23 protein-coding genes and 1 riboswitch are annotated in these 25140 nt (G+C 71.2%); of the genes, 10 read left to right on the plus strand and 13 right to left on the minus strand.

The window, feature by feature from the left end:
• Positions 1 to 30: 30 nt before the first annotated feature.
• Positions 31 to 2358 (minus strand): helicase-associated domain-containing protein, encoded by a 2328-nt coding sequence (locus C6V83_RS04695; protein ID WP_234353859.1) that lies wholly within the window; start codon positions 2356 to 2358, stop codon positions 31 to 33.
• 75 nt (positions 2359 to 2433) lie between these two features.
• Between C6V83_RS04695 and C6V83_RS04700 the strand changes: the two genes are divergently transcribed.
• Positions 2434 to 2625 (plus strand): hypothetical protein, encoded by a 192-nt coding sequence (locus C6V83_RS04700; RefSeq protein WP_105941416.1) that lies wholly within the window; start codon positions 2434 to 2436, stop codon positions 2623 to 2625.
• 180 nt (positions 2626 to 2805) lie between these two features.
• Here the strand turns inward: C6V83_RS04700 and C6V83_RS04705 are convergent, their stop codons facing one another.
• From C6V83_RS04705 to C6V83_RS04715, 3 genes are all read right to left on the minus strand, one after another.
• Positions 2806 to 3405: a transglycosylase family protein gene (locus tag C6V83_RS04705; protein WP_105941417.1), complete on the minus strand. Its 600-nt coding sequence runs from the start codon at positions 3403 to 3405 to the stop codon at positions 2806 to 2808.
• A gap of 7 nt (positions 3406 to 3412) precedes the next feature.
• A riboswitch (cyclic di-AMP (ydaO/yuaA leader) is annotated at positions 3413 to 3603 on the minus strand.
• A gap of 256 nt (positions 3604 to 3859) precedes the next feature.
• Positions 3860 to 4381, minus strand: a complete 522-nt coding sequence (locus C6V83_RS04710) for a flavin reductase family protein (protein WP_105941418.1) — start codon at positions 4379 to 4381, stop codon at positions 3860 to 3862.
• A complete protein-coding gene (locus tag C6V83_RS04715) occupies positions 4378 to 4587 on the minus strand; it encodes a hypothetical protein (protein ID WP_105941419.1) in 210 nt (69 codons plus the stop codon). The genes C6V83_RS04710 and C6V83_RS04715 overlap by 4 nt, the downstream gene beginning before the upstream one ends.
• A gap of 144 nt (positions 4588 to 4731) precedes the next feature.
• Between C6V83_RS04715 and C6V83_RS19000 the strand changes: the two genes are divergently transcribed.
• A complete protein-coding gene (locus C6V83_RS19000) occupies positions 4732 to 5145 on the plus strand; it encodes a cold-shock protein (RefSeq protein WP_105943720.1) in 414 nt (137 codons plus the stop codon).
• Positions 5146 to 5175: 30 nt separating this feature from the next.
• On the opposite strand, the gene C6V83_RS04725 is transcribed toward C6V83_RS19000, so the two are convergent.
• Positions 5176 to 5772 carry a DUF2771 family protein gene (locus C6V83_RS04725; RefSeq protein WP_105941420.1) on the minus strand — a complete coding sequence of 199 codons (597 nt, stop codon included), beginning with the start codon at positions 5770 to 5772 and terminating at the stop codon, positions 5176 to 5178.
• A 13-nt stretch (positions 5773 to 5785) separates the two neighbouring features.
• Positions 5786 to 7804 (minus strand): MFS transporter, encoded by a 2019-nt coding sequence (locus C6V83_RS04730; protein ID WP_199832588.1) that lies wholly within the window; start codon positions 7802 to 7804, stop codon positions 5786 to 5788.
• An 84-nt stretch (positions 7805 to 7888) separates the two neighbouring features.
• Here C6V83_RS04730 and C6V83_RS04735 point away from each other — a divergent pair, with 84 nt between their 5' ends.
• The 3 genes from C6V83_RS04735 to C6V83_RS04745 all read left to right on the plus strand — a co-directional run bounded on the left by C6V83_RS04735 (position 7889) and on the right by C6V83_RS04745 (position 12251).
• The gene (locus C6V83_RS04735) at positions 7889 to 8692 is read left to right on the plus strand and encodes a DUF3027 domain-containing protein (RefSeq protein WP_105943721.1); all 804 of its coding nucleotides are present in this window, start codon (positions 7889 to 7891) and stop codon (positions 8690 to 8692) included.
• Positions 8693 to 8760: 68 nt separating this feature from the next.
• Positions 8761 to 11613, plus strand: coding sequence for a sacsin N-terminal ATP-binding-like domain-containing protein (locus C6V83_RS04740; RefSeq protein WP_234353950.1), 2853 nt, complete (start codon positions 8761 to 8763; stop codon positions 11611 to 11613).
• Positions 11614 to 11687: 74 nt separating this feature from the next.
• Positions 11688 to 12251, plus strand: coding sequence for a phosphatase PAP2 family protein (locus C6V83_RS04745; protein WP_105941422.1), 564 nt, complete (start codon positions 11688 to 11690; stop codon positions 12249 to 12251).
• A gap of 7 nt (positions 12252 to 12258) precedes the next feature.
• Here C6V83_RS04745 and C6V83_RS04750 read toward each other — a convergent pair whose 3' ends face one another.
• On the minus strand, positions 12259 to 12522 hold the full coding sequence (locus C6V83_RS04750) for a DUF2530 domain-containing protein (protein WP_105941423.1): 264 nt from the start codon (positions 12520 to 12522) through the stop codon (positions 12259 to 12261).
• Between the two features lie 53 nt (positions 12523 to 12575).
• Here C6V83_RS04750 and C6V83_RS04755 point away from each other — a divergent pair, with 53 nt between their 5' ends.
• Entirely contained in the window at positions 12576 to 14063 is a 1488-nt protein-coding gene (locus tag C6V83_RS04755) for an NCS2 family permease (protein WP_105941424.1), read from the plus strand.
• A 33-nt stretch (positions 14064 to 14096) separates the two neighbouring features.
• Here the strand turns inward: C6V83_RS04755 and C6V83_RS04760 are convergent, their stop codons facing one another.
• Positions 14097 to 15314, minus strand: a complete 1218-nt coding sequence (locus C6V83_RS04760) for a GNAT family N-acetyltransferase (RefSeq protein ID WP_105941425.1) — start codon at positions 15312 to 15314, stop codon at positions 14097 to 14099.
• A gap of 60 nt (positions 15315 to 15374) precedes the next feature.
• On the opposite strand from C6V83_RS04760, the gene C6V83_RS04765 reads away from it, so the two are divergent.
• Positions 15375 to 16238 (plus strand): TrmH family RNA methyltransferase, encoded by an 864-nt coding sequence (locus C6V83_RS04765; protein ID WP_234353860.1) that lies wholly within the window; start codon positions 15375 to 15377, stop codon positions 16236 to 16238.
• Positions 16239 to 16259: 21 nt separating this feature from the next.
• On the opposite strand, the gene sepH is transcribed toward C6V83_RS04765, so the two are convergent.
• From sepH to nhaA, 4 genes are all read right to left on the minus strand, one after another.
• The gene (gene sepH, locus C6V83_RS04770; protein ID WP_105941426.1) at positions 16260 to 17357 is read right to left on the minus strand and encodes a septation protein SepH; all 1098 of its coding nucleotides are present in this window, start codon (positions 17355 to 17357) and stop codon (positions 16260 to 16262) included.
• Positions 17358 to 17500: 143 nt separating this feature from the next.
• The gene (gene serC, locus C6V83_RS04775) at positions 17501 to 18634 is read right to left on the minus strand and encodes a phosphoserine transaminase (protein WP_105941427.1); all 1134 of its coding nucleotides are present in this window, start codon (positions 18632 to 18634) and stop codon (positions 17501 to 17503) included.
• Between the two features lie 91 nt (positions 18635 to 18725).
• Positions 18726 to 19373, minus strand: coding sequence for a hypothetical protein (locus C6V83_RS04780; RefSeq protein ID WP_105941428.1), 648 nt, complete (start codon positions 19371 to 19373; stop codon positions 18726 to 18728).
• Between the two features lie 81 nt (positions 19374 to 19454).
• Positions 19455 to 20738 carry a Na+/H+ antiporter NhaA gene (gene nhaA / locus C6V83_RS04785; RefSeq protein ID WP_105941429.1) on the minus strand — a complete coding sequence of 428 codons (1284 nt, stop codon included), beginning with the start codon at positions 20736 to 20738 and terminating at the stop codon, positions 19455 to 19457.
• A gap of 91 nt (positions 20739 to 20829) precedes the next feature.
• On the opposite strand from nhaA, the gene pdxH reads away from it, so the two are divergent.
• The 3 genes from pdxH to C6V83_RS04800 all read left to right on the plus strand — a co-directional run bounded on the left by pdxH (position 20830) and on the right by C6V83_RS04800 (position 23972).
• Positions 20830 to 21549: a pyridoxamine 5'-phosphate oxidase gene (gene pdxH, locus C6V83_RS04790; RefSeq protein WP_407646245.1), complete on the plus strand. Its 720-nt coding sequence runs from the start codon at positions 20830 to 20832 to the stop codon at positions 21547 to 21549.
• Between the two features lie 19 nt (positions 21550 to 21568).
• The gene (locus C6V83_RS04795) at positions 21569 to 22864 is read left to right on the plus strand and encodes an MFS transporter (RefSeq protein WP_105941430.1); all 1296 of its coding nucleotides are present in this window, start codon (positions 21569 to 21571) and stop codon (positions 22862 to 22864) included.
• A gap of 142 nt (positions 22865 to 23006) precedes the next feature.
• A complete protein-coding gene (locus tag C6V83_RS04800; RefSeq protein ID WP_159067444.1) occupies positions 23007 to 23972 on the plus strand; it encodes a type IV toxin-antitoxin system AbiEi family antitoxin domain-containing protein in 966 nt (321 codons plus the stop codon).
• 108 nt (positions 23973 to 24080) lie between these two features.
• Here the strand turns inward: C6V83_RS04800 and C6V83_RS04805 are convergent, their stop codons facing one another.
• Complete coding sequence (locus C6V83_RS04805; RefSeq protein ID WP_105941432.1) at positions 24081 to 25121, minus strand: oxygenase MpaB family protein; 1041 nt, start codon at positions 25119 to 25121, stop codon at positions 24081 to 24083.
• Positions 25122 to 25140: the final 19 nt, after the last annotated feature.

Raw genomic sequence — 25140 nt, forward strand, 5'->3', positions numbered from 1 at the left:
GCCCGGGAGTTCCCTGCCACCAGGGGTGCGTCAGAGGAGCTCGAGGTTGGTGATCCGGTGCAGGGAGAACCGCGCGTCGGGGTCGGCATCGGTGGCGCCGAGCAGATGTCCGGCGTGCAGCGCGCGCGGGCGGACGACGTGCCGGCTGGCGGCGCCGTGCGCATCCACATAGCCCAGCCGCACCGGGCGGCCGGTCCGCAGTGCGAGCTGAATCAGGGCCGAGGCGCTCTCGCCGCCGCCGGAGACGCGCACCTGTCCGCGCGGCGCCTCCTCGGCGCGGTCGGCGGCGCGCAGCCGGGACACCACGGTCTCCAACTGACCGGGTGCGATCCGCGCGCGGCGAGATCGGGGACGCACGGTCGCGGCGCGGACGGGGACCCGGCTGCCGCGACTGCGCAGATCCACCAGCGTTCCGGTGGAATCCTCGCCGGCCGGCGCGAAGCCGTGCCGGCGGAGCGCCTCGACCACCTCGCGCAGCGCGGCGGGCGACACGGCCACCGTCGAGGCCAGTGCCCGCAGTGAGACCTCGGCCGCGGCGTCGCTGGAAAGGACAGCGGCCAGCAGGGCCGGATCCTCACAGCGGACGAACGACGACGCCACGCCCACCCGCAGGCTGCCGTGCCGCCGGGCGACGTCCTCCACCAGGTAGGTCAGCGACTGCGGGACCGGAGTCCGGGACCGGCTCTCCAGCAAGGCGACGATCTCCGAACCGGACCGCCCGGTGTCCAGGGCGCGCCGCAGACTGTCTTCGCTGATCCGGTATACCGACGCCGCGCCGCCGGACTCCAGATCGGCGATCGCCGTGACCTGCTCGGCCAGGTCCGGCGTCATCGGTCCGGGCACCATCAGCGTCAGATCGGCCTGCACCAGGAAGTGATCGACCGGAACCGGCAGTGCGCGGTTCATCGCCGCGAGCACCGCGGCGGCATCCGCCTCGTCGTCCGGCCCGGACTGCAGCAGCAGCCGGGCGGGCCCGGTGAGGCAGCCGTGGGCGACCATTCCGAGCTCACGCGCCTCGCGCAGGGTCTCGCCGACGAACCGCCTGGTCCACCGGCGCAGCTGGCGCGGGTGACGCCAGGCGAGCGTGGCGGCGAGCGCATCGACCTCGACGGGCGCGGCAGGCGGGACGTCGAGCAACGGGGCGAGCACCTGCCTGCGGGTCAGCGGCGCCGACGCGTCGAACAAGTCGCTGGACAGGGCCGCTAAAGTGTTGCCGTCCCGGTCTGTATCGCCGATCTGCCAGGGACGCCGGGGCACGTCCAGCCAGGCGGCGGCCAGCGAGTACCACCGACGTTCGGGCGTGGTGTGCAGCCACGCGTCGACAGCCGCGGTGGGTGCGAAGGCCTCTTCGCCGTTCCAGTCGGCGGGTTCGGGGTCGGGCAGCCCCGCGTCCACCAGGCGATGCGCCGCGAGGACCTCGACCAGCAGGCCGACGCGGGTCACGGTCAGGCCGGTCGCTTTGGCCAGCCGGCGGAGTTCGCGCACACCGAGTCCGCCGGACTTGAGGGTCGCGGCCGGCGTGCGGCCGAGGACGTCGAGCAACTCGGCGGCGTGCCGCAGCAGTTCCAGGGCCTCACCGGCGCCCGCGGCATCCACGTCGCCGGCGCTGAACCGTCCGGATCCGGCGCTCAGTGCGGGCGCGGCCAGCGATGCGGTCTCCAGGGCGGGTTCCCCGCGCAGCAGCTGTCCGGCCATCGGCGTGAGTTCCACGGTCTGCTCGTCGATCCGGAGCAGCAGTCCCGCCGCGAGCAGTCGCGGGACGGGGGCCGCCGGATCGGCATCGGGCGCGGCATCGCGGCTGCGGCCGAGCGGCGGGCCCGCGGCCAGTGTGGCGAGGAGTTCGCGGGGGCGTTCGTCGAGGCCGTCGAGCAGGGCGCGGATCTCGTCCGGTGCGGCGGTCGCCAGCGGCCCGAGCAACTGGTGGCCGCGCCACGGCAGTGCGGCGCTCAGGTGGATTCCCGCGACCCATGCGGTCTTCTTCCCGGTGCCGGCGCCGGAATCCCAGATCAGGCCGCGGGCCTCGAACTCGCTCAGCCGCGCATCCACCTCGGCGCGCTTGAGCCGGCGACCGAGCCGCGCGACGACGTCCTCGCGGGTGACGGGTCCGATCAGGTCGTGCCTGCTGTTCCCGTCCCCGGCGTCGAGAAACGCCTCGAGCACCGCCACCCCGGCCAGGTCCAGGTCGTCACCGGCCAGCGAGAGCGAGGACGCCGACAGAGCGCGGTGAGCGAGGATCGCCGAGCCGCGCGGGGGAGGGGAAGCCAGATCCGGTCGTGCGGCCAGCAGTCGGGTCAACTGCTCGTCGGAACGGTCGGCCAGAGTCTCGGCCAGGCCGCGCAGGGGGCGGTCCGGAGTCACCCGGCAGATTCTACTTGCCTGCACCGGGAGGCGAATCGCGAGCTTGCCGAAAGGTTCCGCGGCGGGCATGGCAGAATGTGGCTCGTGGCTAAGAAGAATGTGTACAGGGACAACGGTTGGCCGGACATCGACGTCGAGGACCACGCGGTGACCGAGTTCACCTCGCACCTCGCCGGTGCCCTCTCGCCCTTCGGCAACGAGACCACTTTCCCGGTCCCGGCGAGCGAACTGCCGTTCATCCAACCGCACACCGTCGTCAACCGGTGACGCCGCGCGCCGCTCGGCGCGCACGCCCGGACGGGAAGGACCCCGCATCGATGCGATGCGGGGTCCTTCGTATTCGCCGTCGCCTCGGGCGGCGCGCAGGGCGAGGCGGCGGATGCGCGAGAGCCCCGCGCCGAACAGTCGGTGCGGGGCTCTCGAAAAGCGCTCGGGTGCTCGCCTGGATCAGTGGATGCCCAGGAGGCCCTTGTTCTGGTTGAAGAGGTCCAGCTGACCCTGGTCCAGCTTGAAGCCGTGCTTCTCGGCGGCCTCGGCGGCGCCGCGGATCTCCGGGGTGGCGCTCTTCTTGGCCTGCGAGATGGCCTCGTCGCTGTCCTTGGCGGCGCCGGCCTGCGGGGCCTGCTCCTGCTTCTTGAACGGGTTCTTGATGCTGGGCTTGCCCGGGTGCGCACGCTGCGTCGGGCCCGAGAGCGCGGTGCCGCAGGTCGGCCACGCGCCCTTGCCCTGGCTGGCCAGGACCTTCTCGGCGACGTAGATCTGCTCGGCCTTGGAAGCCTGGTGCGCGTACGGGGCGAACTGGCCGCCGCCGTGGCTGGTCCAGGTGCTCGGGCTGAACTGCAGGCCGCCGTGGTAGCCGTTGCCGGTGTTGATCGACCAGTTGCCGCCGGACTCGCACTGCGCGACCCGATCCCATTCGGCGTCGGTCGCCGCGGCGGAGTTGCCGGCGCCCATCAGGGCGGCGCCGCCGCCGATGACGGCGGTGGTCAGGGCGACCTTGGCGAAGGTCTTGGTGGTGCTGTTCGTCGTCTTGGCGTGACGTGCCATGGGGTGTGCTTCCTCTCTCCACGCGCCTGCGAAGTAAGCTGTCGGGTTCGAGCGAGAGGTGCTCGGCCCGTCGGCGGACTTGCGTCCGCCGGCCGGACTAAACCCCAAGGCGCAGGCCTGACGACCTGCGCCGGTATCCGGTGGATGGTGGGTCCCCCGCCCTCGTTCCTGAACTGTCTGGTTCGGTGTCCCCGGTGGCGGAACGAGGCTGGGCGCGACCACCGGGATATTGATTTGTCGGTGGCCGCAGGGCCGACCGGATTGAAGACTACGTAATCCGTTCGGGTGAGTCACCCCAACCGAAAACCAGGGTTTTCCCCCTGGATGCGGGGCATTGCGCCGCGTATCGCCGTTGCCGCAGGTCCGGCCACTGAGGGTCATCCCGTAGCCGGTTCGTTATCCGACCGTTATGTGACAAAGGTCACGGCTAGATTGAGATCTGGCACACGCGGCGTCACGAGTCGAGTGCGCGCCGCGCCTCCAGCGCGCGGAAGGTGCTGGCATGGAACACCAGCGGTTCGACGGAGGGGTCGCTGCGCAGCGCTTCGATGCGCAGCAGTACGACGACGTGGTCACCCGCCGGGACCTCGCCGGCCACCGAACAGGACAGATGCGCGGTGGCGCCGGGGACGAAAGCCGCGCCCCGCGGCTGCACGATGGGGGTCCATCCGGCGAACCGGTCCGCGGTCGGCCCGGCGAGCCTGCGGCACAGCCCGGCCTGGTCGGCGGAGAAGACGCTGACGCCCAGCTCGCCGGCTTCCCGCAGGGACGGCCAGGTCTCGGACTCCCGGCGCACGCACACCGACACCAGCGGCGGGTCCAGCGAGACCGTGGTGAACGCGCTGGCGGACATGCCGACGAGACCGTGCGCGCCGTCGTTCACCCGCCGGCAGACCGCCACCACCCCGGACGGGAAGCAGCTGTACGCCTGCTTCAGCGCGGCCGCATCGTCGGCGGGAGCGAGCGGCGGGGTCATCGGTTGCGGCGCCCGGACAGCACGGCGGACACGACCGCCAGCAGCAGGCCGAGCGGAGCGAGCATGGCCAGCAGGTAGGTGATCACCACCAGGAGCTGAGAAGATTCGCGGACCGCCGGAATGATCAGCGCGATGCTCGCCACGGCGCCGACGAGGACCATGATCACCGCTGCCGGGAGCAGCGCCGACGACTTCTGGGTCTGCATGGCCACCACGGTAGCCGGGCGCGTAACATCAGGCGAAGTGCGCCTGTGGCTCTCCCGGGAGACCTCTCCCGGTCGGGGCCGGGCGCATTCCCATGGGATCTCCTCGCCCGCGGGCGACGACGAACAAGTGTGAAGGTGAGCAGAGTGCCGACCGGTCGGGTGAAGTGGTACGACTCCGAGAAGGGCTTCGGGTTCCTGTCGCAGGAGGAGGGCGAGGACGTCTACGTCCGCGCCTCCGCCCTGCCCGCCGAGGTGGACGGGCTCAAGGCCGGTCAGCGCGTGGAGTTCGACATGGCGGCGGGCCGGCGTGGACCGCAGGCGTTGCGGGTGTCGGTGCTCTCCGACGCTCCGAGCGTGGCCCAGAACGTCCGGGAGAGTCAGCGCACTGCCGCCAAACGGCACACCCCCGACGAACTGCACGGCCTGATCGCGGACCTCATCACTCTGCTGGAAGGCAAGGTGCAGCCGGATCTGCGCAACGGTCGGTACCCGGACCGCAAGACGGCCCGGCGGATCTCCGAGGTTGTACGCGCGGTGACCCGCGAACTGGACCGCTGAGACGGTTCCCCACCCGGTCGACGCCCGGTCTCAGCCGCGTTCGACGGGCAGTTCGGTGCGATTGGCCGGTCCCGGGTAGCCGACCGGGGCCGTGGCCACCGAGTAGTGGCCGCGGAACAAGAACTCGCCCTGGCCTGACTCCACCCCGTCGGGTGCGTCGATGAGCACCGCCGATGCGGGCTTGATCTCGATGCCGAGGAGCGTGCGCTCCGGCGTCGACTCGAGCACCTGCGTGTAGGTGGTTCCGGATCGGTGCCACCACTGCTTCGGCACGATTCCGGCCGGTGTGGCGTAGATCGCGGTGAGCTCCCACGGTCCCGAGGCGATGTCCTCGGGGACCGACAGGGTGAGCGACTGGCCGGTCTCGACGGGGAACTGCGACTGCGGCAGCTGTGCGATCTCCTCGTTGCTCAGGAAGCGCGGCCGACAGTCCGCCATCTTCACGTCGCAGAAGTAGGTCGGGGCAATCTGTGCGTAGTGCGGACCCGCGGCCACCGAGACCTGCGGATCGGCATGCGGGGTGCTCCGCACCAGCAGGGTGGTGGCCACGGTGACGATCGCGGCCGCCACGACGACCACGGTCGCCGTGATCGCCAGGGTCTTCTTGTCGGAGGGCTGGAGGGACAAGGGACTCCTTCGCTTATCGGGTTCTCGGCCGGCGGGGCTGGTCGGCCGGACGCGCGGTCTGCTGCGGACGGGTGGGCCGTCCCGACGGGCTGTCGTGCTCGACCGCGGCGGTTCTCCGGGTGGGAGCCGGGGTCGTCCTCTCTGCTGCCGGCGTCTGCACGGTCAGGGGCGAAGTCGGCGCCGGGTCGGTGGGCCGGCGCCCGCCGACCCCGGGTACCAGGGTGGCGCCCCGGCTGGTCAGCACGGTCTGGGCCAGGCCGAAGCCCATCAGCACCGCGATCACGGTGAAGCCGATCCACAGCGTGGTCGGCAGCACCACGCCGAGGCTCGCGCCCAGCACCCAGCACAGCTGGAGCACCGTCTCCGACCTGCCGAACGCGGAGGCGCGGGACTGTTCGGGCAGGCCGTCCTGGATCGTCGAGTCGAGGCAGACCTTGGCGATCGCGCTGACGCCCGCGGCGACGACCGCGGCGACGACCACCATCAGAAGGGTGCCGAACAGAGCGGACAGGGCCGCGGCGACGGTGGCGGCGATCGCGCACATCACGACGATGCGCGGTGGGCGGGAGAGTTGCAGGCGAGTGCCGACCGCGTTGCCCGCGGCGTTGCCCACACCGGCTCCCGCGCCGACGGCGCCGAGCATCAGCAGTTGCTGGAATCCGTCGGCGTCCTGGGCGCGTGCGTAGAAGGCCACATACAGGGTCAAGAACCCGGTCAGGATCCGGATGGTTCCGTTGCCCCACAGACCGGTCACGACGGCCCGGCCCAACGGCTGGCGCATGGTGGCGGCGAGCTTGGCCGAGATCGCCCGGGCGCTGCGGGACGACGTACCCTCCGCGGCCGCCGGAACCGAGGAGTGGGCGGCGTCGTCGCGGTAGGTGATGGTGGTGGGGACCTCGCCCTCGGTCACCTCGACCCAGGATGGGATCTTCATGCAGAAGTAGGCGCCGGCGAGCGCCAGCAGGCAGAGGAACACCATCGCGCCCGGAATGTGGAACGGCAGCCAGGAACCGAGGATCATTTCGATCAGGGCGGCCAGGCCGCCGGCGACGACGGTGCCGAAGATCAGGCCGAACATCGTCAGCCGGGAGTTCACCCGCACCAGGTCGATCGTCGGCGGCAGCACGCGCGGGGCGACGGCGGACTTGAGCACGCCGAAGGACTTGGACAGCACGAGCAGCCCGAGGGCGCAGGGATACAGGATCCACGGCTTGTAGGTGAGCTGGCCGGTGTCGGCATCCCACGAGGAGTTGACGATGATGAGCAGTGCGAGCACGGCGCGGAGCCCGAACGTGGAGGCCATGGCGATGCGGCGGCCGTGCTGAAGTCTGTCCAGCAGCGGTCCGATCAGCGGCGCGATCACCGCGAACGGGGCGATCGTCAGCAGCAGGTACAGGCCGACGTTGACCTTGGAGTCGCCGGTGGCGGCCGCGAAGAACAGGGTGTTCGCCAGCGCCACCGCCATCGCGGCGTCGACGGCGTTGTTGATCACCACCGGCATGGTCAGGGCGGTGAGTCCCGAGCGGTCGGCGCCGTCGGCGGTGGCCGCGCGGTGCACGAACGCCGCGCCGCGCCCGGCGAAGTAGCGGGATCGTCGCGCCATCACGCGGACGACGGTCACCTTCTCCGGCGGTAGGTACTCGGCACCGGCACCGGCACCGGTCTCGCTCGCTGTCGTCCAGGCCTTCGTGGTGCCTCCCCGGGAGGTGCGTCCGCCCGAGCCCCTGTGTCCGCCGCCTGAGCTCCTGCCGCCGCCGCCTGAGCTCCTGCCTCCGCCGCCGCCTGAGCCCGTCGAAGGATCGAAGGCGTCGGTCTCTGCGTCCGAGAGCGGCGGCAGATGCGGATTGTGCGTGCGCGAGGGGAGGTAGGCGCCGCTGGCCGCATCACGCCGCCGGTTCCGGATCGGCGGATCGGGCGGGTAATTGTCCTGGCCGGGGTGAGCGGGCGGCACCGGGGGAGGCGGCGTCCGTCGAGGGTGCGCAGGACGGTGCGGCGGGGTGCCGGAGTCGTCGTACGGAGGTCGGGGAGCCACGACAACGATTCTTCCCTATCGACCGCCGACGGCGTCGGATGGGCGGGTACCGCGTCGCCGAAGGTGCGTTCGGCGGTCGCGGTGATGCACACTGAGAGGGTGAATGCGGCAGTGCAGACGGACCGGGCAGCGCAGACCGAGCTGTTGGAACAGGCGGAGCAGATCGCGCGGGACGCGCTGGTGGCCGAGGGTGAGGACCCCGGCGCCCACCTCGGCGCGCGGTCCGAGGGCGAGTGGGCGGTCGCGCACTATTTCGCGGCGCAGGTCCCCGGCTACGTCGGTTGGCAGTGGTGCGTGGTGCTGGCGGGTGCGCCGGGCGCCGACGGGCCGACGGTCTCCGAGGTCGCGCTGCTGCCCGGTGACGGAGCGTTGCTCGCGCCGGCATGGGTGCCCTGGACCGACCGGATCGCCCAGGGCGACCTCGGTCCGGGTGATCTGCTGGCGTCGCCGCCGGACGATCCGCGGCTGGTGCCCGGGCACATCGACACGCTCGACGTCGACCCGATCGATCGGGATCAGGTGGGTCAGGTCTTCGGCGAGATCGGCCTGGGGCGCGATCGTCTGCTCTCCTACGAGGGGCGGGCGCAGGCCGCACAACGGTGGTACGACGGCGAGTACGGCCCGGATTCGCCGATGGCCCGCAGCGCTCGGCACACCTGTGCGAGCTGCGGCTTCTACCTTCCGCTCGCGGGCGCGCTGCACGGCGCGTTCGGGGTCTGCGCCAACGAGTTCGCCGCCGACGGACACGTGGTGTCGGCGGGCTACGGGTGCGGCGCCCACGCCGACACCCCGATGCCGCCCGGCGGCGAGGGCAGTCCCGCCTACGACGCATACGACGACGGTGCGGTGGAGATCGTCCAGAACGACGCCGCGGCGAGCGTGTCCTGACCGACGGCGCCGAATACCCGGACTGCGGGCCGGACCCGTTCGGGACGGTCGCGCTGCGCGCCGCCACCCTGGCCGCCTGGCGCGACTCTCCGACCCGTCTCGCCGAGGATCTGGCCGCCGAAGCGGATCTTCTGGACATCGGGTACCGCGACCGCTGGTTCACCGAACTCGCCGCGAACGCCGCCGACGCGGCGGCCGCCGCCGGGGTGCCCGGGCGACTCCGGATCTGGGCCGAGGGGCCGCGCCTGCACGTCGCCAACACCGGCGCCCCGCTGACCGTCGAAGGCGTCCACGCGCTCACCGCGCTGCGGGTGTCTCCCAAACGGCGCAGCGCTCCCGCCTCCGGGGCCACTGGACTGCAGGTCGGCCGTTTCGGGGTCGGATTTCACGCCACCGGATTCGCCGACCGGGTGGACCTGCTTTCCCAATCCGGTTCGATCACCTTCGACCGGCGCCGCGCCGCCGCTGCCGCCGGGGTCCGTGCGGCGCCGGCGCAACGTCTGGCCTGGCCGCTGGCCGAACGCCCGGCATCCGGATTCGCGACCGAGGTGGTGCTGCACGTCCGCGGTGCGGAGCAGGCGGCCGCGCTGTGGGCGCAGGCCCTGGCCGAGGTGCCCGACCTGCTGCTCGAAGTGCCTGTGCTGAGCTGCGTCGAAGTGCCTGTGCTGAGCTCCGCCGAAGTGCCTGTGCTGAGCTCTGTCGAAGTGCCTGTGCTGAGCTCTGTCGAAGTGCCTGTGCTGAGCTGCGTCGAAGTGCCTGTGCTGAGCTCTGTCGAAGTGCCTGGCGACACTGCCGGTTCGGAGCGGGTGCTGACCCGGCGAGACGACGGCGCGCAGATCCAGATCCTCGACGCTGACGTGGTCGTCGCGCGGTGGCTGCAGGCCTGTTCCGGGGAGCATCGCTGGCTGGTCCCACTCCGCGACGGCCGCGTGCGACCGCTCGAGGGGGATGTGTTGCGCAGTCCCACTCCGACACAGATCCCGCTGTCCCTGCCCGCCCGGCTGATCACCCGTCTGCCCCTCACTCCCGACCGACGCGAACTCCATCCCGACGCTCAGCTGAGCACCGCGGCAGCCGGGTACGCCGACCTGGTGGCGCAGGCCCCCGCGGATCAGCGTCACCTGCTGGTGCCGGCGCCCGCGTTCGCCGCCGGCCCCGAGGACGCGGAGCTCCGGGCGGCGATCCTCGCCGATCTGGCGGCGGCCCGGTGGGTGCCCGTCGCGGGACCCGCGGCACCGGATCAGGCTCCGTCACGCGTCCGGCTGCTGCGCGGCCTCACCGCGAGCCTGGCGGACCTCCTCGGGGAGGTGATCGACGGTCTGGTGCACCCGGCGCTGAGCGAGGGGGAGGCCGCCCGCGTCCTGCGGCGGCTGGGGGCACACGAGGTGAGTCTGGCCGACGTCGCCGATCTGCTCTCCGGAATCGAGCGGGAACCGCGCTGGTGGGCGCGGCTCTACGCGGCTCTCGACGCGCTCGCGGTCACCCCCGAGCTGCTCGACGAGCTGGGTGCGCTCCCGGTGCCTCGCGCGGACGAGTCGCCGGGCACGTCGGGCCGCACGCAGCGCGGGGTGCGCGGACTGTTCGTCGTCGACGCCCTGACCGGACTTCCGCCGGGGGAGTCGATCCGGCTCGACTGGATCCCGGCGATCGACCCGGAGGCCTATCACCCGCTGCTCGACCGGCTCGGGCTGGAGCACCTGTCCGTCGCCGACGCGCTGAACCATCCGGCGCTCGAACAGGAACTCGTCGACGGCGACCACGAGGACCTCGCCGACTCGGTGCTGCGGCTGCTCGCGCTCGCGCCGGACCCTCCGCGGCTGCCCGCGTGGCTCGGTGCGCTGGAGCTCCTCGCCGATTCCGGCGAGCTCCGTCCGGTCGACGAGCTCCTGATGCCCGGGAGTCCGCTGCGCGCGGTGCTCTACTCCGATGCGCCGTTCGGGGTCGTCGATCCGGCCGTGGTCGAGGCGTACGGAGACGAGGCCGTCCGGCGGCTCGGGGCCGGTTGGGGCTTCACCCTGGTGCGCGACGAACTGCCCACCGCGCCCGACCACGAGCTGGACGCCGAGGAACAGTGGTGGGACTCCTTCGAGGTCCCGCCGGAGCGGCTCGCCGCGGTCCGGGATCTGGACCTGGTCGATCCGGCGCAGTGGCCGGCCGCGCTCGACCTGCTCGTCGCCGACCCGGAGATCGTCGTCGAACTCGCCGATCCGGACGGCTACACCGGCTGGTGGCTGCGGCGGTTCGCCGAACTCGGCGAGCACGCGGGCGAGGCGGTCGCCCTGCGGCACCTGCGGCATCCCGCCGACGACCGCCGACGCGGACTCTTCGATCCGCTGCACCATCCGGCGGCCGATCACCTGCGCCCGCTGCTCGCCGGGGCCGGGCCCGACGACGCCGACGACGCCGCGTTCTGGCTCGCTGCCCTCGCCGATCCGGCCCGGCAGATCGCGCCGGGCGTCGCGGCCGCGGCGCACGCCGCACTGGTCGCCGCACGGCGCTCGGGGAGGTTCGGCGTCGTCGACCTCGACCCGCCCGAGCGGCTGCGCACCCTGGCCGGGACGGTGACCGACCGGCCGGTGATCGTCGACGAGCCGTGGTGGCTGCACGTGGTGCCCGTGGCGAACGCGGTGCTCGCCGGACCGCACCCCGAACCCGGCGGGGCCGCTGCCTTCGCCGCGCTGGTCGACGCGCCGCTGGCGTCGGAGTCCGCGGCCGTCCGCGTGGTCTCCGAGGGGCGGCCCGGCGATCCGGATTCGGCCGAGCTGACGGCCCTGGCCGCGTCCACCGGCTGGGAGCTGAGCGGCCCGGTCGTCGTGCATCACACTCTGGTGGTCGCGGTGTTCGGCGACGACGGGGAGCGACGTTTCACGGTGCCGAGGTGGCGGGACTCCGCTGGAATGCTGCACCTCTCGGTACCGTAGTCCCGGACACCGGTCGCGGACGAGCCGTTCGAAACGACCCGATTCCCGACGACTCGAGAGAGAGGCGCGCCGCCATGATGCTGTCGCCGTTCGGCTTCGACCATGCCGTCACGGACTGGGTGGTCTCGATTCGCGCCGAGCCGTGGAACTCGCTGTGGCAGATGGTCACCGTGCTCGGGGACAGCCTCACCCTGACCCTCGTGGTGATCGGTGTGTTCGTGCTGGCGTGGCTGGGGGAGCGCATCGACCTCGCGATGTTGATCGCCGTCGGCGGAGCGCTCGGGTATCTCGTGATGTTCCTGTTGAAACAGCTCTTCGGGCGGGAGCGTCCACCCCTGGCCGATCGCCTCATCGACGTCGACTCGCTGTCGTTTCCGTCCGGGCACGCCATGATGTCCACCGCGATCTACGGTCTGACCGCGGTGATCTGCTACCGGCTGTACGCCTGGGTGCGGGAGAACCCGCTGATTCTGCTGATCGCGCCGGCGCTGGTGCTGGTGATCGGGATGTCCCGGGTGTATCTCGGCGTGCACTGGGCCTCGGACGTGATCTTCGGCTGGGTCCTCGGGCTGATCTGGCTCGGGGTGTGCCTGGTGATGCATCGCCAGATCGTCCGCTGGGTGCAGGCACGCACCTGAGCAAGCCCTAGTCGAGACCCTCCTGGGCGCCTTTGCTGCCGCGGCGCACCGCGGACTTCTGAACCAGCACGATCACCGTCCCCAGGACACCGACGCCCAGACCGACGAGACAGACGGCGAGTGCGCGGTCGGCGCCGAGGTCGGCGAGCCACACCACCAGGGTCGCGATCAGCCACGCCACCATCCCGACGACGATCACCGGTCCCGGTGCCCGCAGGGCCGCCGGGAGTTCGGGAATCGACGCCTGGGGGATTCCGGTCTGCTCGGGCATGCCCTCTACGGTAGCTTTCTCCGAGTGGGTACGAGCAGCGAGGATCGTCGTCGATGAGTGACAGCAAGCAGACCGAGGCGGTGACCGGGGCCCCGCAGCGGCCGACGGGCGGGGCGGTGGACCGGTTCTTCAAGATCGGGATGCGCGGTTCGTCGTACGGCCGCGAGGTGCGCGGCGGTCTGGTCACCTTCTTCACGATGGCCTACATCGTGGTGCTGAACCCGATCATCATCGGCGGCATCCCGGGCGTGGACCACAACACCGACATCAACGGCAACGTGCTGCCGTTCGAGCAGGTCGCCGCCGTCACCGCGCTGGTCGCCGGCATCATGACGCTGCTGATGGGCCTGGTGGCGAACTTCCCGTTCGCGATCGCCGCCGGGCTGGGGATCAACAGCCTGCTGGCGGTGACCATCGCTCCGCACATGAGCTGGCCGGCGGCGATGGGTCTGGTGGTGATCGACGGCATCATCATCGTGATCCTCGGTGTCACCGGCTTCCGCACCGCCGTGTTCAACGCGGTGCCGGCGGAACTGAAGTCGGCGATCGCGGCCGGCATCGGCGCGTTCATCGCGTTCATCGGGCTGGTCGACTCCGGTTTCGTCACCCGGACCGAGGGCGGGCCGCCGGTCCAGCTGGGCGTCGACGGTTCCATCGCCACCGTCCCGACCCTGATCTTCTCGATCGGGGTGCTCCTGATGGGGGTGCTGACGGTGCGCAAGGTGCCCGGGGCGCTGCTCATCGGCATCATCGTGATGACGATCGTCTCGCTGATCGTCGAGAGCATCCTGAAGCTCGGCAGCGCGCACGAGAACGACGGCGGCTGGGCGATGAACGTCCCCGGCGCGCCGGACAGCTTCGGCAGCCTGCCCGACCTGTCTCTGGTGGGCGACGTCGACCTGTTCGGGGCGTTCAACGGGTCCTTCGCGGACGTGGGCGTGCTGATGGCCTGCGTCTTCGTGTTCACCCTGGTGCTCTCGAACTTCTTCGACGCGATGGGCACCATGACCGGGGTCGGCAAGGAAGCCGACCTGCTCGACGAGAAGGGCAATCTGCCGGGCATCGGTAAGGGCCTGGTGGTCGAGGGCGCCGGCGCGATCGTCGGCGGCGGTGCATCGGCGTCGTCGAACACGGTCTTCGTGGAATCGGCTGCCGGTGTGGCTGAAGGCGCCCGCACCGGCATGGCCAACGTGGTGACCGGCCTGCTGTTCCTGATCGCCATGTTCTTCACCCCGCTGTATCAGGTGGTGCCGATGGAGGCGGTGACGCCCGCGCTGGTCGTGGTGGGTGCGCTGATGGTGGCGCAGGTCCGCGACATCGATTTCAGCCGCTTCGAGTACGCGCTCCCGGCGTTCCTGACCATCATGGTGATGCCGTTCACGTACTCGATCGCCAACGGCATCGGCGTCGGCTTCATCAGCTGGGTGGTGCTGGCCTCGGCGCGCGGCAAGTGGCGCACCGTCCACCCGCTGCTGTGGGTGGTGGCGATTCTGTTCGCGCTCTACTTCGCGCGCGGTCCCATTTCGACGCTGATCGGCTGATCGGCCCGGTCTGCGCCGTCCCGAAACGCTCTCCTAGAAGAACGTGCCGGCAAACGGTGCCTCGCGGGTCGTGAAGAGGGCGTCGAGAAGGTCGAGGGTGCCGGCCGAGTCGACGACGATGCGTCCGGCCGCGGCGAGGGTCCGCGCGCTCACCCCGCCGGAGTAGATCGACGACAGGTCGGCGACGCTCACTCGGGCGAGCGGCTCGCCGTCCACGGGTGCCGCGCCCCGGGCGACGGTTCCGGTGCCGTCGGTCACGTCGAGCAGATAGTCGCCGGCGCGATCGGACCAGTCGTCGGACACGCGCAGCGTGACGCGGGCATCGACGTCGTAGGCGCGGCTCTCCAGGGCCTGCGCCACGTCCAGGAGGGTGACCCACAGTTTGTCGCTGCGCCCCGTGCTGCGCACGGCGCGCGCGTTGCGGAGCTTGGCTCCGAGCGGATCGTCCACCGGCAGCGTCGCAGCGATCGAGGTGACCAGGTCCAGTCCGGTCAGCACCCGCCAGAGGTCGGTGTGCGCCTGCTCGGTGACGGCGAAGAACTCCTCGACCGTCGCGCTCATCTCGCGGGCGTCGAGCCGGTAGGCGGCGTATCCGTCGTCGTGCAACAGGTAGTGCAGCCCGGAGGTCTGCGAGTTCCGGCGGAAGCCGCGGTCGGCTAGGATCGTCGGCCACCAGGTCGCCGGGCGGTGGATCGCGCCGCACCGGGTGGCAGCCCAACGGTCGTGCAGGGCCGGCACCCGCTCGGCGATCGTCTCGGGGGTGCCGTAGCGGACCCGCGAGTCGGCGGGCGCCTCCGAGCGCCACACGACCGAACCCGGGTCGATCGTCACGCTGTCCGCGAAGCACGCCGGGCCGAACCCGAAGCGCTCGTAGATGCCGCCCTCGGATGCCGTGAGCGTGGCCAGCGGCAGGCCGGCCGCACGCCAGTCGGCGAACTGGGTCTGAAGCATCCGCCGCAGCAGACCCCGACGACGATGCGTCGCCGCGACCGAGACCCAGGACAGGCCCGCGGTCGGCAGCACCGCGCCGCCGGGCACGGTGAGCGGCAGCGCGTGATACAGCGACACGGCGACCAGACAGTCGCCGTCGCGGACCACGTAGGCCTGGTCTACCTGGCTGCGGAACTCGGCGATCTCGGCGTCGGGGAGCGGTGCGGGGAGCGCGAAGCTACGGGCATCGACGGCGATGATGTCGTGCCAGTCGGCATCGACGGCACGGCGCGGGGACAGGAGGTCGCGTTCGCTGGTCACCGCATCGAGTCTGCCAAACCGCTTTGGGCCCGACGCATCCGATGTGTCACGGTAGTCAGCGTGCAGCAGCCTGGAGGGACGAGTCGCGAGCGTATCGGCGGGTTCGACGTCGTCGACATCACCGATCCGGAGGATCCCCGGGTCGACGACTTCCGCGATCTCAACTCGGTGGACCGCCGACCCGATCTGCCCGCGCTTCCCGGCGGTCGCAAGGGCAAGGGTCTGGTGATCGCGGAGGGCGTCACCGTGGTTCAGCGGATGATCGCATCCCGGTTCGCCCCGCACGCCTTCCTCGGCGTCGACAAGCGGCTGCGCGAACTGTCAGCGGATCTGGCCGCACCCGCCCTGGACGGTGTGCCCTTCTTCCGGGCATCGGCCGAGGTGATGGCCCAGATCGTGGGCTTCCACCTGAACCGCGGGGTGCTGGGTGCTGCGCGCCGCCCCGCGCCGTTGTCGGTGGCGGACGTGGTGGCGCAGGCACGAACCGTGGCGATCCTCGAGGGCGTCAACGACCACGAGAACATCGGCAGCATCTTCCGCAACGCGGCGGGTCTCGGCGTGGACGCGGTGATCTTCGGGGCCGGGTGCGCAGATCCGTTGTACCGCAGGAGCATCCGCGTCTCCATGGGTCACGTGCTGCTGGTGCCGTTCGCCAAGTACGAGGCATGGCCCGCCGACCTGGGCCTGCTGAAAGACGCGGGCTTCTCGCTGGTGGCGCTCACCCCGGGGGAGGGCTCGGTCCCGCTTTCCGAGGCGGTGTCGGCGGAGAAGGTCGGCTTCCTGGTCGGCGCGGAAGGCCCCGGCCTGGTCGAGCACACCATGCGGCGATGCGATGTGCGCGCCCGCATACCGATGAGCCGGGGCACCGACTCCCTGAACGTCGCCACCGCCGCGGCCCTTGCCTTTTACGAGCGTTCTCGCTGACTGCCCTCCTGGCGGGTGGACTCAGTCCTCGTGGGAGCGGACGCCGAGCAGGACGTCTTCCCACGTCGGCACGGCGGGCTTGCCGCGCTTGGCGCGATGTCGCGAGCCGCTGCGCGCGGAGTCCTTCTCGGCGGGCGGCGGAGTGGCCGGACGGCCGCGCTTGGCGAGATCGCCCGGTGTCGGAACAGCGGTCTGCCCCGATCCTTCCGGGCCGGCCTCGGCGTCCGGGGCGGGCCCGGAGTCTGACACCGGCTCGGCGGGTGCCGATTCCGTCGCGGCGGGGGCGGCCGGTGCCTCGGCAGGCGGTGCCGCGGCAGGCGGTGCCGCGACAGGTGCCTTCTCGGCGGGCGGGGTCGAGTACTGCAGGTCCAGGACGTCGGCGAGCGGCGGCTGCGGGCGGCGTGGCTGGGTCTGCCGCGCCATCAGCGCGTCGGCGTCGACGGTCACCTCGGCGTGGCCGTCCGGTCGAGACTCCCGGCGCGGCGCCTGGGCGGGCTGCCGGGGCACCGCGGCCAGCCGGTTCCGGCGCGCGGCGCGGGCGAGCTCGGGATCGGTCAGTTCGACGGCGAGCTCGTCGATCGGATCGGCGGTGCCGCCGTGACTCCCCGGATGGAAGCGCCAGTGGGCGAAGTGCTCGGTGCTGCCCTCGTGCAGCGACACCTGGACCACCCATTGGCCGTCGGGGGCCTTCCACGCGTCCCAGCGCGCATCGGCCGGGACGTCGCCGCGCAGCACCAGGCATTCGGCGACGAGCTCGCCGAGCGTGGCGAGCACCGGGCCGTCCATTCCCATCGGGTGGGAGGCGCGGGCGAGTTCGGCGGCGCGGGCCCGCTCCAGCAGCACCGGGTGGGCGTAGCGGTTGATCTTCGCGGCGCTCACTCCGGCGATCTCGGCGAGCTCGTCGACGGAGGCGCCGGCCCGGATCCTGGCCTGGATCTCGCGGGGACGCAGGGCGGCATCACCGGCGACCGGCATCTGACCGAGTTCAGTGGTGTCGCCGCGGGCGGCCGCGCGCAGGGCGTCGTCGGCGCGGAGGCGGAAATGCTCGTCGGTCTCCCGGTCGATGCAGATCACGTATTGACCGTCGGACTCGACACGCAGCACCTCGAGATCGCGCATTCGATCCTCCTCGCCTCGGCGTGCGGCTCATCGACCACCCTAACGCAGCCGAGGGCGACGACCGGGTGGACACGCGGCAAAAGCACTGATCAGCCGCCCGGCGAGGGATGGCTGATCAGTGCCGATGGTCCGCCGGGCAGCTCTTAGAGGCGCTCGACGATGTAGTCGATCGCCTGCGTCAGCGTGGTGACGTCAGCCGGCTCGATGGCCGGGAACATGCCGATGCGGAGCTGGTTCCGGCCCAGCTTGCGGTACGGCTCGGTGTCGACGATCCCGTTGGCGCGCAGGGTCTTCGCGATGGCGGCGGCGTCGACGTCGTCGTTGAAGTCGATGGTGCCGACCACCTGGCTGCGGTGGGCTTCGTCGGCGAACGGCGTCGCGAATGCGCTGGACTCCGCCCAGCTGTACAGGCGCGAGCTGGAGTCGGCGGTCCGCGCGACGCACCACTCCAGGCCGCCGTTCGCGTTCATCCAGTCGATCTGGTTCTTGAACAGCAGCAGCGAGCCGACGGCCGGTGTGTTGTAGGTCTGGTCCTTCGGGCTGTTTTCCACCGCGGTCTTGAGCGAGAGGAACTCGGGGATGTAGCGGTCGGTCGCGGCGATCTCGGCGACCCGCTCCAGGGCGGCCGGGCTCATGATCGCGACCCAGATTCCGCCGTCGGCGGCGAAGCACTTCTGCGGAGCGAAGTAGTAGACGTCGGTGGCGCTGACGTCGACGGGTAGACCGCCGGCACCGGAGGTGGCGTCGATGGCGACCAGCGCGTCACCGGCGGCCTCGGGACGGAGCACGGGCACGGCGACACCGGTCGAGGTCTCGTTCTGCGCCCAGCCGATCAGGTCGACGCCTTCGGCGTCGTCGGCGGTGATCGCGGCCGGGTCCGGCGCGGTGCCCGGATCGGTGGAGATCACCTTCGGGTCGGCCAGCCACGGCGCCTTCTTGGTGACGGCGGCGAACTTGGCGGAGAACTCGCCGTAGGTCAGGTTCAGCGCCCGGTTGCGCACCAGTCCGAAGGCGGCGGCGTCCCAGAACGCGGTGGTGCCGCCGTTGGAGAGGACCACCTCGTAGCCGTCGGGCAGCGAGAAGAGTTCGGTCAGACCGGCGCGGATGTCGCCGACGACGTTCTTGACGGGGGCCTGACGATGGCTGGTACCGAAGACCGAGGCGCCGGTGTCCACCAGGAACTGGAGCTGTTCGGGACGGACCTTGGACGGTCCGCAGCCGAATCGGCCGTCGGTGGGCAGGAGCTCGGCGGGCAGGGTGATCTGCGAAGCGGTCATGGGGATGAGTTTAAGGCGTGATGCAGACCGCACCCGGTCCGGGCGTCGGAGAACGCCGGGCCGGGTGCGGTCGGGTCGAACGGGCGGGTGCTCAGTACTGGCCGGGAGCCGGCGGGTAGCCGCCGGGCGCAGCGGGCTGGTCGGCGAACCACTGCTTGGCGCCTTCGGTGGCGAAGAGCAGGATCGGCACCGCGATCGTGACCACGATGCCCCAGCAGGTGAGAATCATCAGGGCGGCGGCCACCGTGGCGATCACCCGAGTGGTGCTGGTGCGGTCGGTGAGCAACCGGTAGCCGGCGAAGATCGCGAAGATCGAGATGATCAGTCCGACGATTCCACCGATCGTGGCCGCCGTCCGGTACTCCTCGCCGTCGTACATGACGACGGTGGAACCGGATACGAGGCCGATCACCTGGATGATCGCCAGGAATGCGCCGAACGCGAGGAGAACCACCGCCGCACCGGTCACCGCTCCGGGGCGGCTGGTCAGCGGCGCGGGAGCGCCGTATCCCGGGGCGGCATACGGCTCGCCGGACGGGTAGGGCGAACCCTGATACGGGGCTCCCGGAATCTGGCTCCCCGGGTACTCACTGCCCTGGTAGGGCGCGCCGGGGATCTGTCCGCCCGGGTCATGCGGGGCCTGATAGGGCTGGCCCGGCGACGCGTACGGCTCTCCGGGAGCCGGCTCGTGGGGATTCGGCTCGTCTGCCGCGTTCGGGTCGTTCGGGGGTTGCGTCATCGCTTCTCCTGAGTGTTGAACGGGGTACCAGGCCATCCAAGCACGCATGCGGTGCCGGGAGAACCCTTATGCGAGGGGGAATCAGCTCTTGCGCAGTCGGCCGACGACGTAGAGCACGAGGCCGGCCAGCAGGGCGGCGGCGGTCGAGGCGGTCAGGATCGCGATCTTCGCGTGATCGAGCGCGAGGGCGTCGTCGAAGCTCAGTTCGGCGACGAGCAGCGACACGGTGAACCCGATGGCGGCGAGCATCGACACGCCGAACAGATCCGACCAGCGCACGCTCGGATCCAGTCGGCTCCGGGTGAAGCGCGTGGTGAGCCAGGTGGCGCCCATGATCCCGATCGGCTTGCCCAGCAGCAGTCCGGCGGCGACGCCGATCGCGATCGGGTCGGTCACCGCCGACGCGATCGAGTCCGCCCCGCCGACCGTCACACCGGCGGAGAAGAAGGCGAACACCGGTACCGCGAACCCAGCCGACAACGGCCGGAAGCGGTGCTCGAACTGTCCGGCCAGGCCGTCATCGCCGCGCCGGAACGCGCCCCGGTGCACCGGCACGGCGAAGCCGAGGAGCACACCGGCGATCGTCGCGTGGATTCCGGATGCGTGGACCAGGGCCCAGCACACGATGCCCAGGGGCAGCAGCACGACCCAGGCGGCCCAGCCGTTGCGGGCGAACCAGTCGGCGTAGCGGTGGGCGAGGAAGCCGAAGATCAGCAGCGGAATCAGGGCGAGCAGCAGCGGTGCGATCTCCAGCTCGCTGGTGTAGACGACGGCGATGATCACGATCGCGATCAGGTCGTCGACCACGGCCAGCGTCAGCAGGAACAGGCGCAGGGCCGCAGGCAGACGCGATCCGACGACGGCCAGGACCGCTACCGCGAAGGCGATGTCGGTGGCGGTCGGGATCGCCCAGCCGTGCACCCCGGGTCCGCCGCGGTTGATCAGGTAGTAGATCAGGGCGGGGACGACGACGCCGCCGACTGCGGCGAACACCGGCACCAGCGCGGTGCGCGGCGAACGCAGTTCGCCGGCGACGATCTCGCGTTTGAGTTCGAGGCCGACGAGGAAGAAGAAGATCGCGAGCAGGCCGTCGGCCGCCCAGTGCGAGATCGACAGCTCCAGGTGCCAGGGCGCATAGCCGATGACGGTGCTGCTGACCTCCTCGTAGAGCGAGCGCAGCGGGGTGTTCGCCGCGATCAGCGCGAGGATCGCGGCGCCGACGAGGAGAAACCCGCCGACGGTCTCCTTGCGCAGGATCTCCAGGATCCGCCAGGTCTCGGCGGGCGGCCGCGCGCCCAGAACAGTGCGCTCGCCGGCGTCGGAGCGGGGCGCCTCATCGTGGTTCAGCGGGTCGGGTCGGTTCATTCAGTCATCCTGTCGGTCGGCATGCTTGTACGGACGCCGACCAGACTTCCCGGCACACCGGGAGTCAGGGTACGCCGCGACCGCCGCGCCGATGCGCGGGACTAGCATTCGACGGGTGAGCGAGGACGTCCATCTCCCCAGCATGCGCGTCGGCTATGGCGCTGAGTCGACAGCGGGCGCCGACGGCGTCGCCGAGCACCTCGATCCGGCCTGGCTGACCGGCGATCCTCCGTGGCTCGGACTGTTCCAGCGCTGGCTGGGTGAGGCCGTCGCGGCGCAGATTCCCGAGCCCAACGCGATGGTGCTCGGCACGGTCGACGAGTTCGGCCATCCGGGTACTCGCACGGTCCTGTGCAAGGGCGTCGACGCCGCCGGGATCGTGTTCTTCACCGGCTACGACTCGGCGAAGGGGCGTGCGCTCTCGGCCAATCCCGTCGCGTCGGCGACCTTTCCGTGGATCGCGCTGGAGCGGCAGGTGCACTTCCGGGGGCGGGTGGTGAAGGTCGATCCGGCCGAGACCGAGGCGTACTGGACCGCGCGGCCCCGCGGATCGCAGTTGTCCGCACGGGCGTCGCGGCAGTCTGCGCCGATCGCCTCCCGTGCGGCGCTGGAGGCCGCGGCCGAGCTCGTCGCCGTCGAACACGGGGGCGCCGACGGTGACGTCCCGGTGCCGGTCCCGCCGCACTGGGGCGGCTACCGGATCGAACCGGTGCGCGTGGAGTTCTGGCAGGGGCGCGCCGATCGGTTGCACAACCGGGCCGTCGCCGAACTCGACGGGACGGTCTGGGTCACTCGACGGCTCCAGCCGTGACCGTGCGGATCGTCGTGGAGTGATGCGGATCTTCGCCGACACCCGGCCGCTCGCGAACAAATACTTCGCGCGGTTGTGGTGGGCCAACATCGTCACGGTCATCGGTGCGCAGCTGACCGTCGTCGCCGTCCCGGCGCAGATCTACTCGATCACCGGCAGCTCGGCGTACGTCGGCCTGACCGGCCTGTTCGGTCTGGTGCCGCTGGTGGTGTTCGGGCTGTGGGGCGGCTCGCTGGCCGATGTGTTCGACCGCCGCAAGATTCTGATCGTCACCACGCTCGGGCTGATCGGCACCGCGGTGCTGTTCTGGGTGCAGGCCTTCTTCGCATGGAACAACGTGTGGCTGCTGCTCGGCGTGTTCGCGGTCCAGCAGGCGTTCTTCGCGGTGAACCAGCCGACGCGCACCGCGGTGCTGCCGCGGATCCTGGACGACGAGCTGCTGCCGGCCGCGAACTCGCTGAACATGACGGTGATGCAGGCCGGAGCGATCGCCGGCCCGCTGGTCGGCGCGTCGATGATCCCCGTCTTGGGCTATTCGCTGCTGTACCTGTTCGATGCGATCTTCCTGCTGGCGACGCTCTGGGCGGTGCTCTCGCTGCCGTCGCTGGTGCCCGATCGGGGGCCCGATGCGCCGAAGCCGTCGACGCCCGGGGTCAGGTCGGTGATCGACGGCCTCGCCTATCTGCGACACCACCCGGTGCTGCTGGCGTCCTTCGTCGTCGACCTGATCGCGATGATCTTCGGTATGCCGCGCGCGCTGTTCCCGCAGATGGCGCACGAGAGCTTCGGCGGGCCGAGTGACGGCGGCTTCGCGTTCGCGCTCCTGTTCATCGCGATCCCGCTCGGTGCGGTGCTCGGCGGCGTCTTCTCCGGATGGGTGTCGCGGGTGGAGCACCAGGGTCGGGCGGTGATCATCGCGATCGTGATCTGGGGCCTGTCGATCGTGGTTGCCGGTTCGGCGTTGTTCTTCGCGGACGGTGCCGCTCTGCCGGTGCTGCCGATCGTGGTCACCGCGCTGATGATCGGCGGGGCCGCGGACATGGCCTCGGCGGCGTTCCGGCAGACCATGCTCCAGGCCGCCGCGACCGATGATGTGCGCGGCCGCCTCCAGGGCGTGTTCATCGTGGTGGTGGCCGGCGGCCCGCGCATCGCCGACGTGGCGCACGGCGCCTCCGCGGCGATGGTCGGCACCGCGGTCACCTTCGCCGGCGGCGGAGTCCTCACCGTCGTGCTGACTGTGGTCGCGGCGGTGGCCTTCCCGATGTTCTGGCGCTATCGCGTCACCCGGCGCGGCGAGCCCGTCGACCCGGCCTGAAGCCGCTTCCGCGGATCGGCGCGCTGACCGCGCGGATCCGCGGACTAAGGCACCCGGACCGCGCGGATCCGCGGATTCTTCGTCGCCGACTCCGGTGGGTGGCGGCGGGTGGCGGCGTGTCGTGGAACCGGCGGGAGCCCGGGTGCGTCCAACCCGTATGAGCAACGACGACGACGACCGACCCGAGGCCGCGCGGGCCCGGCCGAACGCGCCGAAGCTGCGGAGCATTCTCGCGAGCCAGGAGGGCGTCGTGACGCTGGTACAGACGCGCGCGTGCGGACTGCACCGGTCGGCGGTCGCGCGCAAGTGCGCCTCCGGGGAGTGGGAACGGATCGGGCCGTCGGTGTATCGCGCCACCGACCATCGGCTGACCGTCCGGGCGCGGATCCGGGCCGCGGTGTGGAGCGCGGGACCGCGGGCGGTGCTCAGTGGCCCGGCCGCGGCGTTCTGGCGCGGTATGTCGACGGACCCGCCGACCACGATCCACGTCACCGTTCCGCGCCACAGGGGGTCGCGTAAGACCTTCGCGACGTCGCTCGGGCCGGTGACGCTCTGGTATCGAGATCTCGACCCGGTCGACCGCACCACGGTGCGCAACCTGGCGACGACGTCCGCGGCGCTCACCGTCCTGGACACAGTGGCGCTGCAGGGCATCGAGTTCCTGGATCGAGTGCTCCAGTCCAAAGCCGTCGACCTGCCGATGCTGATCGCGGCCGATGCGCGCTATCCGCGTCGCCGGGGTGCACAGGCCGTGTCGGCGATGCTCGATCACGCGGCGGCGGGAGCGCGATCGGCCGCCGAGCGCCGGGCGCTGGCGGTGATGCTCGACGACGCCGACCTGCCGCCGTTCGAGCTGAACTATCCGGCGGTGGGCTCGTACGAGGTCGATGTCGCCTTCGTCGAGCAGCGCATCGCGGTGGAGATAGACGGGTTCGCCTTCCACTCGGACGCGCACGCCTTTCAGCGCGATCGCACGCGGGGGAACGCGCTGTCCGCGGCCGGGTGGACCGTCCTGCATTTCACGTGGGCGGACATCGTCGAACGTCCCCGGGAGACCGTGGCGATGATCCGGTGGCATCTCGCGCTGGCCGAGCGCCGGAACGCCTGAGGTGTCCGCGGATCCGCGCGCTCATCGCGCCGATCCGCGGATCCAGACACCCGGACCGCGCGGATCCGCGGACTCTTGCGGCGCGACTGCGCCGGATCCGGATCCGGGTCAGTCGCCGACGTCGTTGCTCTGCCAGGGGAGCTGGGCGCGACGCTGCGCGTGCACCGGGCAGTAGTGGATCGGCTTCTCCTGCTCGTCGCCCTTCGGCAGGTTGCGCGCGGGAGTCTCCAGGCGCGGCGCATCGGCGGGGACGCGACCGGACACGCGGTCGTAGGCGTCGCGGGCCCGCGGGTGGCGGCGGTAGCGGGCCGGGAGCAGCCGCATGGCGGTGGCGACAGCTGTGCCGAACCGGCGGAACCGCCGGTCGTCCCGAGCGGTCCAGTTCAGGCCCAGCATCTCGCGGACGGGTTCGTCGTACAGGCCGGTGGTGATCCAGGTGAACATCCGCTGGATCACGATGATCTGGCGCTGCCACAGCCACAGCGGCATCCAGGCCCTCATCCACGGGGGCGGCGGCAGCTGTGTGATGTCCAAGACGGTGCGCACGGCCTCGTGGTCGCGCAGCACGTGGCGGCACATGTGGTCCCAGTACTCGAGGAACTCCTCGTACGTGTCCGGGCACGGGCGCATGCTGACGCCGTACATCGCGTACCAGGTGCGCGACTCCTCGAACAGGGCGCGCTTGTCAGCCTCGGTGATCGGCGGCCCGAAGGCCTCGGCGCAGCGGATGTTGCCGTACCAGAACGTGGCGTGCGCCCAGTAGAAGACGTCGGGGTCCAGAGCGTGGTAGCGCCCGCCGTCGTTCATGGTGCCCTTGATGGTCAGGTGATAGTCGCGCACCTGCCTGCCGGTGGCGGGGTCGAGGTCGAAGACGACGCCGCTGATCGGATACAGCGAGCGCATGAGGCGTTCCCAGCGTTCGCCGAAGAAGTCGGAGTGGTCCCAGACACCGGCGGCCAGTTTCGGATGCATGTTCTGCATGGAGCCCGACCAGAGGCCCATCAGCATCCCGTGCCAGCCGCCGAAGAAGCGCCAGGTGACCGAATCCGATCCGAGCATCTCGTGCGGATTCGTGTCGGCCGGGCCGGCGTCGGCCGTGACCGGGCTCGCGGAATCGGCGCCGTGCGGCTGGAGGACCACCTGAGTCATGACACAGAACGTAACATCT

Origin of the sequence: Gordonia iterans (assembly GCF_002993285.1) — a bacterium.
Classification (GTDB): Bacteria; Actinomycetota; Actinomycetes; order Mycobacteriales; family Mycobacteriaceae; genus Gordonia; species Gordonia iterans.

Coding starts and splice junctions, on each gene's coding strand:
- C6V83_RS04700 (WP_105941416.1), top strand. CDS start 2,434: ATGTGGCTCGTGGCTAAGAAGAATGTGTACAGGGACAACGGTTGGCCG.
- C6V83_RS04705 (WP_105941417.1), bottom strand. CDS start 3,405: ATGGCACGTCACGCCAAGACGACGAACAGCACCACCAAGACCTTCGCC.
- C6V83_RS04710 (WP_105941418.1), bottom strand. CDS start 4,381: ATGACCCCGCCGCTCGCTCCCGCCGACGATGCGGCCGCGCTGAAGCAG.
- C6V83_RS04715 (WP_105941419.1), bottom strand. CDS start 4,587: ATGCAGACCCAGAAGTCGTCGGCGCTGCTCCCGGCAGCGGTGATCATG.
- C6V83_RS04735 (WP_105943721.1), top strand. CDS start 7,889: ATGCACACTGAGAGGGTGAATGCGGCAGTGCAGACGGACCGGGCAGCG.
- C6V83_RS04745 (WP_105941422.1), top strand. CDS start 11,688: ATGATGCTGTCGCCGTTCGGCTTCGACCATGCCGTCACGGACTGGGTG.
- C6V83_RS04750 (WP_105941423.1), bottom strand. CDS start 12,522: ATGCCCGAGCAGACCGGAATCCCCCAGGCGTCGATTCCCGAACTCCCG.
- C6V83_RS04755 (WP_105941424.1), top strand. CDS start 12,576: ATGAGTGACAGCAAGCAGACCGAGGCGGTGACCGGGGCCCCGCAGCGG.
- sepH (WP_105941426.1), bottom strand. CDS start 17,357: ATGCGCGATCTCGAGGTGCTGCGTGTCGAGTCCGACGGTCAATACGTG.
- serC (WP_105941427.1), bottom strand. CDS start 18,634: ATGACCGCTTCGCAGATCACCCTGCCCGCCGAGCTCCTGCCCACCGAC.
- C6V83_RS04780 (WP_105941428.1), bottom strand. CDS start 19,373: ATGACGCAACCCCCGAACGACCCGAACGCGGCAGACGAGCCGAATCCC.
- nhaA (WP_105941429.1), bottom strand. CDS start 20,738: ATGAACCGACCCGACCCGCTGAACCACGATGAGGCGCCCCGCTCCGAC.
- pdxH (WP_407646245.1), top strand. CDS start 20,830: ATGCGCGGGACTAGCATTCGACGGGTGAGCGAGGACGTCCATCTCCCC.
- C6V83_RS04805 (WP_105941432.1), bottom strand. CDS start 25,121: ATGACTCAGGTGGTCCTCCAGCCGCACGGCGCCGATTCCGCGAGCCCG.